Source organism: Streptomyces sp. NPDC002669 (assembly GCF_042889165.1).
Taxonomy (GTDB): Bacteria; Actinomycetota; Actinomycetes; order Streptomycetales; family Streptomycetaceae; genus Streptomyces.
The window spans coordinates 1-11644 of record NZ_JBIAQQ010000024.1 but is presented as its reverse complement, the minus strand read 5'-3'; the positions used below and the strand labels follow the sequence as shown (position 1 = coordinate 11644).

Below are 11644 nucleotides of genomic sequence, written 5' to 3'. Positions count from 1 at the left end.
GGAAGGGGCCCGAACCATGAGCGAACCGCGGCGTGTGCCGATGTCCGGGCAGGTGCGGGGTCTGGCGGCACCGGACTCCGGCGGGCCCGTCTTCATCACCGGTTACGACGGCAAGGACCTGTCCACCACGGTGCTCACCGCCGTGGACGTGGACGGAGAGGTCCTGTGGCGCCGCAGGTTCGACGGACCCCCGGGCCCGCCGCGCGTCGGTCCGGACGGCTCGGTGTGGGTCGCCCATCGCGGGCCGGAGGGTGTGGTGCTGACCGGGCTGGACGCCACCGGCTCGACTCTGCGCTCGGTCGTCCCCGACCACGAACCCCACGAACACCTCGGCGCGTTCGTGGTGCTGCCCGACGGCGTGTGCGCGTCCTGGCTGCCCGCCGGGCGGGGCCGGGTCGTCCCGGCCGGCCGTCATCCGCGGGTCGCACGGCACGACGGGGACGGCTCGGCGCGATGGTCGACACCGGCCGTGCTCGGCCGGTTGTCGTTTCCGGGCTGTGTCGAGATCGGTGCGGAGACGGGCTGGGAGACGCGGCCGTCGAAGCCGTGGACCCCGCGGACGGTGGAGGCGCACCACTGGGAGCCGTTGCTGGTCGCGGGTCACCGCGTCGCCGCGACGTTCGCCGACGGCAGCAGCGGCATATCCGTCACGTTCTTCCTGGACACCGCCACCGGTCGGCCCGTCGCCGCGAGCACACCCGGGCCCGGCCACCACAAGGCGATCGTCGGACCGGGCGAGTTCCTGATCGGCTCCCAGGGCTACGGCGCGTTCGGCACGGCCCACCACGACTCCTCCGGCACCGTGGTACGGGAATGGCCGACGCACACGATGCCGCTGGTCGACCGGCACGGCGCCATCAGCGGACCCGAGTCCGAGAACGTCCTGCCGTCCCGCTCGCGCTTCGTCCGCCTCGACCCCGACGGCACGGTGCGGCACGGGCCCGCGCTCTCCGGCTACCACACCGCCTACCCGGCCCTGGACGACGAGGGCACCGCGGTGTTCTGGCGGGACGGCCGGCTGCTCGCCGTCGACGCCGAATCGCGGATGCGGGAGCTGTTTGCCCTGGAGGACGAGAAGCGCGCCGTGATGAGCAGGATCATGCTGCTGGACCGGGGGCAGGTGCTCTTCGCCCTCCACGACGAACTCCTCGTCCTGCGGCGGACGGGCCTCGGCCCCCTGGACAGCGGTGTCTGGCCGTGCGCGGACGGCGGTCTCCACGGAAACCCGGTGACACACCAGTAGCGCACCGGGGGCGGGCGGAGTTCGGTGCGGACGGGACTCAGTGCGAGCGGGCCGTCACCAGGTGGGCCAGATCCCCGCGCGACTTCACGCACAACTTGCGGTAGACCCGGGTCAGATGCTGCTCCACCGTGCTCGTGGTGACGTACAGCCTGGCCGCGATGGCCCGGTTGGTGCAGCCGTCCGCGGCCAGTACCGCGACCCGGCGTTCGGCCTCGGTCAGTCCGGCGATCGGGTCCCCGTTCGCGGTGCCCTCCCCGCGCAGCGCCCGCAGGGCATCGGCCGCCGGGGTGTCCCAGTCGACGGCGCCGCGCAGTTCCGGCCGCCACCCGGACAGCACGTCCCGGCAGGCGTGGAAGTCGCCGAGTGCGGCCTTCGGCCGTCCGACGGCCAGCTGGTGATGGCCCCTGGCCAGCAGGTAGTGCAGTCCGGCCCGGGTGCGGAACATCGCGGCGGGCACCGGGACGCGCAGCCACCGCACGGCCTCCTCGTGCGCGCCCCGCCGCGTCGCCGCCAGCACGGCGGCGGACAGCGGCATGCCGATGGCCACGCCCCACGCCCCCGGCGACAGCAGCGACAGCGCCCGCTCCGCGTGCCCGGACGCGAGGTCGTACGCACCGGTGCGGCCGTGCACCACGGCCGCCGCCGCGGCGGCGACCGCCCGACGGGCCGTGGTGGCCCCCGTCCGGTCCCCGCCAGCCGTCAGCCCGCACCACCGGGCGGCCCGTCCGGTCTCCCCCGTGTGCAGGAGCGCCGCCAGGACGGCGGCCACGGGCGCCGGTGGCGCGTGGTCGTAGACGATCGACTCCAGCACCCGCTCGGCGGCCTCGTCCCAGAGCTCGGCCATGCTGTCGGCGCCCCGCGCGTCCCACACGTCCCCGCGCTCCTCGTACGGGGAGTACGAGGAGGGCCGTTCCCCGCTGCCGTCGTACGGGTACGGTCCGACGCCCGTACCCGGGTAGACGTACGCCAACGCCGCGGCCGGTCCACCCGTCCCACCGGTCCCGTCCACTCCGCCGGGCCCGTCCGCGTCGTCCGCCCCCTCGGGGCGCGGGGCCTCGGACAGGGCCCGTGCCACCTCGGCGGGACGTCCGTGCCACAGCAGCAGTCCCATCGCTCCCGCCGTGTCCTCGGCCGTCTGCCACCGGGCACCGGCGAGGGTCCGCCCGAGGGCGGGCAGATGCCGGATCACCGCCGCGGGGTCGGCCTCCCACTCGACGCGGGCCAGCGCCGTCAGCAGCCCGGCCGCCTCGTGGCCGCCGGCCCGATGGGCGGTGCGCAGGAACTCCGCGGCCTGCCGCGCCCCGCCGGAACTCATCGCGTGCCGGGCGGCCTCGGCGAGCAGGGGTACGGCCCATGCCGGGCCGGGTCCGCCGCCGGCGGTGTCCGCGGCGACCAGGTGGCGGGCGACCGCGGCCGGTTCGGCGCCGTTCTCGTACAGCATCCGGCCCGCCGTGGTGTGCAGCCGGTTGGACTCCCGGGCGGACAGTTCCTCCAGCACCGCCGCCCGCACCCCTTCGTGGCGCAGCCGTCCGCCGTCCAGCAGTCCGATCGCGTCGAGTTCGGCCAGGCAGGGGCCGACCGCGCGCTCGGGGAGTTCCAGCAGCCGGGCGAGCAGGGTGAGCGTCGCCGCGTCGGCGAGCACGGCCAGGGCCCGCGCGGCCGAGACCGCCGGGTCACCGGCGCCCCGCAGGCAGCCGGTGACGGCCCGCCGGAACGCCGTGCCCGCCACCGGCCGGGACGGCCGCACCGGCTCGCAGTCCCGGTGGTCGTCGAGCAGCCCGCACAGCAGTCGCGGGTTCCCGCCGGTGAACCGGTGCCAGTCGGGGGCCAGCCGCCGCGCCGTCGGCAGGTCCGCCGCACCGCCCGGGGCCGCGGCCAGAAACGCGGCGACGCCGTCCTCGTCGAGGGGCGCGAGCGGTACGGGGGTGCAGCGGGGGTGTCTCAGCAGTTCGGCCAGGGGCAGCGGCAACGGGGGCCGGGAGCGCGGCCGCGGCGGGCCGCTCATCACCAGCAGGACCCGGTTCGCGGCGAGCCGCCCGCACACGTACAGCAGGCACCGGGCGGAGACCTCGTCCATGTGGTGCGCGTCGTCGACGAGGACCACCACGGGGGCGGTCACGGCGAGTTCCCGCAGGGTCTCGTGGAGCACCGCGGGGTCGTCGCCGGGCTTCCCGGCCACGACCGGCCGGGCGGGAAAACGGGGCGGCGGGGGCTCCGCAGGGTGCTGTCCGGAGTCCCGGCCCGCGCCGCTGAGCAGTTGCCCCACGACGCCGAACGGCAGGTCCGTCTCGGCCGGCGAGGCGGACGCGTCCAGCACCAGCGCGCCCGATTCCCCGGCCCGCCCGGCGAAGGCCCGCAGCAGCGCGCTCTTGCCGGTGCCGGGACTGCCGGTGACGAGCACCGCACCACCCCCGCCCCGCCGGGCGGCCGTCAAATGCCGCTCGATCAGGTCGAGTTGTGCGTCCCGCCGGACCAGCCGCACCGGCACCCCCATGTCGTCAGGCCACCCGGATGGCCGCCGTCCTCTCCTGGGAAGTCTGCACAGGGACGTGGAAGTCTCGCTGGTACCAGACCAGAGCCCCGCTCGAGCCGTTCGTGCGCACCTCGGCCGGGCTGCCCAGCAGCAGGTCGTGGTCGCCCGCGGGCACGACGTCCGCCAGGGTGCAGCGCAGCAGCACGGACGCGTCCGGCAGGTACGGCAGACCGCTGCCGGGCCACGTCCCGAACTCCCCGCCGGCGAACCGGTCCACGCCGGTGGTCGCGAAGCGCCGTGCCAGTGCCCCATGCCGGGCACCGAGCACGTTGACGACGAACTCTCCCTGTTCCAGGAGGGGTTGGTGGCAGCTTGAACCGCGTGTGACACCGGCCAGGACGAGCGGTGGGTCGAGCGAGACGGAGGTGACCGAACTGGCGGTGAACCCCCGCGGGCGGCCGTCGCCGTCCGTGGTGGTGATGACGGTGACGGGCGCGGCGAGCAGCGCCATCGCGTCCCGGAATTCCTGGGCACCTGCCGCGGCGGCCCGCGGCGGTGTGTACGGCACGGTCACAGAAGGGGCTCCCTCGGTCGACGGCCGGCCCGCGCGGGTACGACGCGTCGCGGCCGGCCCGCGCTGTCTCGTACGGGCCGGTGACCGGTCCGTACGTGGGCGCACCCATCGTCGGCCGGTCCGCCCGCCGCCCGGAACCCCGAAGGCCCCCCTGACCTCGCCCCCTACGCCCCGAACAGCCCTCCGCGGCACGGTTCCTCCGCCCGGCGGCTCCCCGCGGGGCGGTTTCTACGCCGCCATGACGACCGGCACCGGCTCCGGCAGTGCCAGCAGCCGGGGCGCCCCCCGGTCCCACGGAAAGCCGTGGTGCAGATGGAAGACGGGCGGTACGTCCGTGTCGGCCGCCACGGCCACGGCCGCCAGGACGTCGGGCACGGGTTCCAGCTCCAGGAACCGCCACGGCAGCGCGGACTCGGTCTCGGGCGGGCGGAAGCCCAGTACCCCCCGGTCCTCGGCCAGCGTGAAGGCGAAGCTGTCGAAGGGCAGTCCGAGTCCCAGCCCGCGCGCCTTGGAGTACGCCTCCTTCAGCGTCCACAGCCGCAGCACCCGGCGGTCCCGGGGGCGGCCCGCCGCGGCCCGCGCCACCCACTGCTGCTCCTCGGGGGCGAAGGTCTCCACGATCGCGTCGAACCCCTGGTCGCCCCGGTCGAGCCGTTCCACGTCCACCCCGATGCGGTGCCGCCGGACCACGCCGAGGAAGTTGTGGCCGTGGGCGTGGGAGAGGTTGAAGTCCAGCTCCCGGCCGCCGCGCGGCAGTCCCTCCACGGGTTTCTGCAGGAACGGCCGCCCCCGCGAGGAACGCCAGATCACGGCCTCCGCCTCGGGCACACCGCTCTCCAGCGCCAGCACCCGCCGTACGAGCGTGTGGGCGACGAGGTACTGGCGCCGGTCGCGCTCGAACAGGAACCGGCTCGCGATCTCCTGCTCGTGCTCGTCCAGCCAGTGCGTGGCCAGGGTCGCGGCGATCCCCGGAGTGAGCTCGTCGTTGGGGCAGAACCACAGCTTGACGGGTTCGGACCGGGCCGGTGCGAACCTGTCGACGGGGCGCTCCACCACCGAGAGGCCGGTCATCCGGACGCCCCCTTCTCCTCCGTGCCCTCCTGCGGGCCCTCCTGGTCCCCCAGCCACAGGGAGCGGCGCAGGAACGCCGAGGGCGGCAGCGGTACCAGGGTCTGGCCCGCGTCCGGCCCGGACTCCAGTGCGGCCCAGTCGATGTCGAGCCCGGACAGCCAGAGGCGCGTCAGCTGTTCGACCCGGCCGGCCCGCCACAGTGCGCCGAGGTAGTCGCCGGTCTCCGGCACGTCGCCCAGGCCCAGCGGATCGGTCCCGCCGGTGCGCAGATCCGCGTACCGGACCCCACCGACACCGACACCGGCGCCGCGTACGCCGGATGCTCCTTCGGCTCCGCCGACGTCCACCCCGGAACGGACGAACTCCCGCAAGGAATCGACAAGTTGGGGAAGGTCACGGGCGAGCAGCGCGATCCGGCAGGCCCGTGCCTCTCGGCCGACGCGCAGGGCGCGGGCCACATCGACGAGCGCCACCCGTTCGTCCCCGGTGGTGGTGTCCCCGCTCCTGCCGTTGTCCGAGGCGAGCCAGTCGGCCAGCCTGGTGGCCGTGGCGGCGAGATGGCCCGGGGTGGGGGCGGAGAGCAGGATCAGCTCACCACGTCCGGCCCCGCCGCTCCCGCTGTCCTCACCGGCCTCACCGGTCGTGCCGGTCCCGTCAGTCCCATCGGCACGGCCGGCCCCGTTCCGCCCCGTCCCGATCCCGGGTCCGTCCCCCGGAGGCCGGGCCGGTACGAACTCCTCCAGGACTGCGTACGCGTCGAACGGCCCGGTCGCGCCGGTCACCTCGGCGACGGCCGTGCGGGGCAGCTCGTGTCCCTGTGCGTCGCGGGGCCTCGGCCACGGGGTGGCCGTGTCCTCGCCCCGTGCGGGGGCGAGGACGCCGTACCGCAGCTGGAGCACGGCGGCAGTCAGCGCGGCGATGCCGGTGACGGCCCCGGCGTCGCCCACCCGGCGGGCGGTCGTGCCCCTCGTCTCGCGCAGCCCGGCCGAGCCGGTCCAGGAGCCGGTGCCCGCCGAGGTGGAACGTACGACGGCGTGCACATGGTCGCCGTCGGACAGTGCGCGGGCCAGCGGCTTGAGCACCACGGCGCCCACGCCCTCCCCCGCGCCCTGCCGGCCGCGCGAGGGGTGCAGCAGCAGTTCGACCCCGCCGGCCACCGCCGCCGCGCACTCCCCGCGCCGCAGTGCGCCGACGGCGAGGTGCACCGCGACGAGGGCGGAGGACTCCGCGGTGTCGACGGCCTGCGCCGGTCCGCTCAGTCCCAGCAGGCCGGAGAGCCGGCCCGCCACGCTCCAGTGCCCGCTGTCGGGCATCTCCCGCCCGCCGCGCGCCCATGCCTCGGCGGCCACCAGCGAGTAGTCGGCGGCGCTGACCCCGACGAACACCCCGAGGCCGCGCGGCGCTCCGCCCGGGCCGGTCAGGGTGTCGAGCCGGGTGCCGGTGCAGCCGGCGTCCTCCAGCGCCTCCCAGACGGTTTCGAGGAAGAGCCGCTCCTGGGGGTCGATCAGCCTCGCCCGCCGGTCGGTCAGCCCGAAGAAGTCCGCGTCGAAGTCGGCGGCCCCGTCCAGGAAGTGCCCGCGCTGTCCCGCGCTCAGCGGTGAAGCGCCGGGGCGGCCGAGCGGCGCGCCCGACGAGGTGTCCCGTCCTTCGCGCAGGTTCTGCCAGTAGGCGCGCAGGTCTGGGGCGAGCGGATAACGACCGGCGATCCCGACGACGGCGAACCGGTCCTCGACGTCCATGGCCGCATCGGTCCGGCGGGCCTGCGGCAGGCCCTGCGGGAGGGCCGCCGACGGGTCCGCCGGAGAAAGCGGTGCCGGTACCGGTGCCGGTACGCGTCCTTGTACCGGCGTCCGGGCCCATGGCCGTACCGCACCGGGGTCCGGCGAGGGCACCCGGTCGTGGGCCTCCGGCGTCACCCCGTCCGGGATCTTCGACGTGACCGGCCCCGTGGCCCCGAGCGTTGCCGGTTCCGGGGCGGGACCGGGTACGGCCTTCAGCCCGGCCAGCAGTCGCACGGCCCGGTCCCGTTCCAGGGTTCCGGCCTTGAAGCGGGTGAGTATTTCTCGTTCGTCCATCGCCTTCAGCCCGTTCACGCCCGCCTGGGCAGCAGAGTGAGTGCCTCGTCCACGGAGAGCCGGTCGTCGCGCACCGCGTCGAGCAGCGCCCGCAGCCCCGGGTCCTCGGCCTCCGCGACCGGCTCCGCCACCGGTGCGGGCATCACCCCCGTCGTCGGGGCGGCCGTCGCCGTCCCCGTGGTGGCGAGGGCGATGTGCGCGGCCATCGCGGCGATGCTGGGGTGCTCGTAGAGCGCGACCGGCCGCTCCTCCATGCCGTACGTGCCGTTGATGACCGCCATGAACTGGGCGCCGATGATGGAGTCCACGCCGAGGAGGTTGAACGCGGCCGTGGGGTCGATGTCCCACGGGTCGCAGCACAGGATGCGGGCGAGTTCCTCGCGCAGGTGGTCGAGGATCTCCCGCGCCCCGGGCATCGAGGACGCGGTCGCGGGCGGGCCGCCGGACGGCTGGACGGGCCCGGACCCGGTTTCCGGCACCGGCACGACCGGCATCGGCGCCGCGGTCCCCGGCATGGCGGGCGCCGGTCCCCGGTCCTGGGCCGCGGCCGGGCCCCGGGTACCGGACGGCGGCACGGTTCCGGTCGCGGAACCCCCCGTCCCCAGCTCACCCGCCACGTGCCGGGTGAAGGCCAGCGGGGTCGGATGGTCGAGCAGGGCGGCCGCCCTGACGGCCGTGCCGTACCGGGCGTTCACCGTGGCGACGAACTCCACGGTCAGCAGCGAGTCGAGGCCCAGCGAACGGAAGGTCTGCTGGGGATCGATCTTCTCCGGCTTCAGTCTCAGTACGTCGGCGAGGACCACCACGACCTCGGTCACCATGGCCTCGGTCATCGCGTCGGGTGGCGGTGCGATGACATCCGCCCTGAGGGAATTCTGACGTTCATGGGGCATGGATGGGCTCCAAAGTGTCCGTCCCGGCTGGCCGACGAAGGAAGTATCGAAGGCGCGTCCGACCGGCGGCTATCGCCGTCCGTGCTGAAATGTGCGGCCGCGGGCTGGTCCCCGGGAGGGAGCACTCCCCCGCGACTACTCCGTACGGGCGAGCCGTGTCGTCGTGCACGGCGTCCCGGCGCCGTTCAGGCGGCCCGGCCCCGCTCGGGCCGCCCGGCGTCCGGGCGGGAAACCTGTGCGTGGGGGCCTTCGGCGACGACCTGCGGCCGGGCGTTCCCCGCGACGGCCGGCGGGCGGGTGCGGTAGCGCGCCACGTCACCGGGCGGTACGAGCGCCGACAGCAGCGGCTTCCACAGCGCCGCGACCCGGTCGCCGAGTTGCGGGTACGGCATGCCGGTGCCGGCCAGTACCCCGATGCCGCACACCGTCGCGGACAGCAGCGCCTCGGGCCCGTCCCCCGCCTCGCGGTCCTGCAACGAGCCCTCCTGCCGGGCCTGGCCGAGGAGCCGCAACACCTCGGTGATCCACGCCTGGTGGAAGTCGGTGACGGGCGGCTGCCGGCCGGTGCACTCGTTGGTGATCCGGAAGCTGGCCCGGATGACCGGGTCGTCGTGGAACGTCCGCGCCAGCCAGTGCGTCATGTCGATGAGCACCTGCACCGGCGGTACGCCCGCCTCCCAGCGCTCCCGGATGAAATCCTGCAACATGTCGCGGCCCCGCTCCTGCACCGCGTCGGCGAGTCCGTCCTTGGAGGCGAAGTGGAAGTACAGCGCCCCCTTCGTCATCCCGGCCGCCCCGGCGATCTGGCCCAGCGTCGCGTTGGCGTAGCCGTTCCGGTTGAACATCTCCGCGCCCGCGCGAACCAGCCTCTGGCGGGTCCGCTGCGATCTGGCCTGCATCTTCGCTCCCCTCCCCCTCAGCCGACCCGGCTGAGGCGCTCGCGACCACCGCCGGCGGCGGCCGGGTCGAGGGCGGACTCCGGACCGGACATCAGGATCGACCGCTGCAACCGCCGCAGCCCGGCGGACGGCTCGAAGCCCAACTCCCGTACCAGGACGGAGCGCAGCCGCTGGTAGACGTCGAGCGCCTCGCTGCGGCGCCCGGAGCGGTGCAGTGCCAGCATGAACTGGCCGTGCAGATTCTCGTGCGTGCGGTAGCGGCTGACCAGCATGGTCAGTTCGCCCAGCAGTTCCCGGTGGCGGCCCAGCCGCAGATCGGCCTCGATGCGCTGATCGAGCGCGCAGAGCCGGGTCTCGTCCAGCCGCCGGGTCTCCATCTCCAGCTGCATCCCGGTCTGCACGTCGGCCAGTGCGGCGCCGGTCCACAGTGCGAGCGCGTCGCCCAACTGCCGTGCCGCGCCCGGGAAGTCACCGGCGTCCATCGCCCGGTACCCCAGCCCCGCCAGCCGCTCGAACTCGCGGACGTCGCTGGTGCCGCCGGAGGTGTTGAGCAGGTAGCCCCCGGGGGTGGTGACGAGCACGTCCTTGGCGGAACGGGGCCCGGTCCCCTCCGGGTCCTCCCGCAGCGCAATCGCGATCAGGTCCCGCAGCTGCAGCACGTACGTCTGCAGGGTCGTGCGGGCGCTGCGCGGCGGCCGGTCGCCCCAGAGCTCCTCGATCAGCGTGGCCACGGGCACGACCCGATCGGCGTGCAGAGCCAGCAGGGCCAGGACCTGCCGCGGCTTCGGCGCCGTCGGCGTCACCGAGAGTCCGTTCTCACGGACGGCCAACGCGCCCAGTACATCGATATCCACGCCGTCTCCCCTGTTCGTGCATGAATCATGAGCTCGAAGTACCTCGAGTAAAAAACAGGACGTACGGTTTGTCAATATCAAACCGAACGTGCTGTTTCTTTTGACTTGCCTCTGACGCTCAAGAAACCCTCTGACCTGGGACTTTGACGAGGAGGCAGAAAGAACAACCCCTCCTCACCCGGGGGGCGAGGAGGGGTATCGGGTGGAGCTCCTCCGCGACGAACGCTCAAAACAGCATGATCAGTCTGTTGGTCGTGCGGGCGCCACGACCCGATGGCCGGAGGCCACCATCGAGGGCGGACCGGCCGGCACCGGCTGCTCCCGTCCACCCGCCAGGCCGGGCAGCAACAGCTCCCAGAACCCGTCGATCGTCTCCTCGGACAGCCACACCTTGTCCTCGGCGCCGAGCATCTCGAAGCCCACGGTCGCCGCCATGATGGCGGGCAGGGCATCGCCCGGCGACACCCCTTCCGCCAGCTCGCCCTCCTCCTCGGCACGCCGCAGCATGCTCTCGACCCATCGCTGCCACTCGCTCCTCAGAAGGGACTCCTCCCCCCTGGCCGGGTCACCGCCCAGCTCGAAGCCGGCCCGGACGACGATGTCGTCGACCAGTCGGCCCATCAGCTCGCGCGTGGTGTCCATGAGTGTCCGCAGACCTCCTCCCCCACCGTCGAGCGCCTTCCCGGTGATGCCGCGGACGACCTGCACCGCTTCTTCCTCCACGGCCCGGGCCAGCGACTTCTTGCTCTCGAAGTGGAAGTGCAGCGCGCCGTTGCTCACCCCGGCCCCGCGGCTGATCGCGGTGAGCGAGGCGGGCACGAAGCCCTCCCGCGCGAACACTTCGGCGGCTGCACGGATCAACGACTGACGTGTGCGGGCCGCACGGTCCTGCTTGACCATCAAATGTCTCCTGGCTACGGGACCGGCGGCACGACCCCCGACCGGGGCCGGTCCCGCCGCGCCCCGTCGTTCATGACTTACTGGGGCGGATTGCCGTGTTTACGGGAGGGCAGGTCGGCGTGCTTGTTGCGGAGCATGGCGAGTGAGGCGATGAGGACCTCACGGGTCTCGGCGGGGTCGATGACGTCGTCGACCAGTCCGCGCTCGGCCGCGTAGTACGGGTGCATCAGCTCGGCCTTGTACTCCTTGACCATGCGCCGGCGCATGGCCTCGGGGTCCTCGGCGTCGGCGATCTGCCGACGGAAGATGACGTTCGCCGCACCCTCCGCGCCCATCACCGCGATCTCGTTGGTCGGCCAGGCGTACGTCAGGTCCGCACCGATGGACTGGCTGTCCATGACGATGTACGCACCTCCGTACGCCTTGCGCAGGATCAGCGAGATCCTCGGCACGGTGGCGTTGCAGTACGCGTACAGCAGCTTCGCCCCGTGCCGGATGATTCCACCGTGCTCCTGATCCACACCGGGCAGGAAGCCGGGTACGTCGAGCAGGGTCACGATCGGCAGATTGAACGCGTCACACATCTGGACGAAGCGGGCGGCCTTCTCGGACGCCTCGATGTCCAGGACACCGGCCAGGGACTGGGGCTGGTTGGCCACGAT

10 protein-coding genes are annotated in these 11644 nt (G+C 73.9%); 1 reads left to right on the top strand and 9 read right to left on the bottom strand.

Annotated elements, in window-relative coordinates:
- The first annotated feature begins 16 nt into the window (after positions 1-16).
- Positions 17-1243: a hypothetical protein gene (locus ACFYW1_RS29220; protein WP_388999615.1), complete on the top strand. Its 1227-nt coding sequence runs from the start codon at positions 17-19 to the stop codon at positions 1241-1243.
- Between the two features lie 37 nt (positions 1244-1280).
- Here the strand turns inward: ACFYW1_RS29220 and ACFYW1_RS29215 are convergent, their stop codons facing one another.
- From ACFYW1_RS29215 to ACFYW1_RS29175, 9 genes are all read right to left on the bottom strand, one after another.
- Positions 1281-3737, bottom strand: coding sequence for an AAA family ATPase (locus ACFYW1_RS29215; protein WP_388999612.1), 2457 nt, complete (start codon positions 3735-3737; stop codon positions 1281-1283).
- 4 nt (positions 3738-3741) lie between these two features.
- Positions 3742-4290 carry a flavin reductase family protein gene (locus tag ACFYW1_RS29210; RefSeq protein ID WP_388999609.1) on the bottom strand — a complete coding sequence of 183 codons (549 nt, stop codon included), beginning with the start codon at positions 4288-4290 and terminating at the stop codon, positions 3742-3744.
- Between the two features lie 228 nt (positions 4291-4518).
- Positions 4519-5361, bottom strand: coding sequence for a 4'-phosphopantetheinyl transferase family protein (locus tag ACFYW1_RS29205; protein WP_388999606.1), 843 nt, complete (start codon positions 5359-5361; stop codon positions 4519-4521).
- Complete coding sequence (locus ACFYW1_RS29200) at positions 5358-7454, bottom strand: beta-ketoacyl synthase N-terminal-like domain-containing protein (protein ID WP_388999603.1); 2097 nt, start codon at positions 7452-7454, stop codon at positions 5358-5360. Before ACFYW1_RS29200 ends, ACFYW1_RS29205 begins: the two co-directional genes overlap by 4 nt.
- Positions 7451-8329: a phosphopantetheine-binding protein gene (locus ACFYW1_RS29195; protein ID WP_388999600.1), complete on the bottom strand. Its 879-nt coding sequence runs from the start codon at positions 8327-8329 to the stop codon at positions 7451-7453. The genes ACFYW1_RS29200 and ACFYW1_RS29195 overlap by 4 nt, the downstream gene beginning before the upstream one ends.
- A 185-nt stretch (positions 8330-8514) precedes the next feature.
- On the bottom strand, positions 8515-9228 hold the full coding sequence (locus ACFYW1_RS29190) for a ScbR family autoregulator-binding transcription factor (RefSeq protein ID WP_388999597.1): 714 nt from the start codon (positions 9226-9228) through the stop codon (positions 8515-8517).
- Between the two features lie 17 nt (positions 9229-9245).
- On the bottom strand, positions 9246-10082 hold the full coding sequence (locus ACFYW1_RS29185; RefSeq protein WP_388999594.1) for a BTAD domain-containing putative transcriptional regulator: 837 nt from the start codon (positions 10080-10082) through the stop codon (positions 9246-9248).
- Positions 10083-10322: 240 nt separating this feature from the next.
- Positions 10323-10982 (bottom strand): ScbR family autoregulator-binding transcription factor, encoded by a 660-nt coding sequence (locus ACFYW1_RS29180; protein WP_388999591.1) that lies wholly within the window; start codon positions 10980-10982, stop codon positions 10323-10325.
- A gap of 77 nt (positions 10983-11059) precedes the next feature.
- Positions 11060-11644: carboxyl transferase domain-containing protein (locus tag ACFYW1_RS29175; protein ID WP_388999588.1), on the bottom strand; the 585-nt coding region annotated here is incomplete at its 5' end.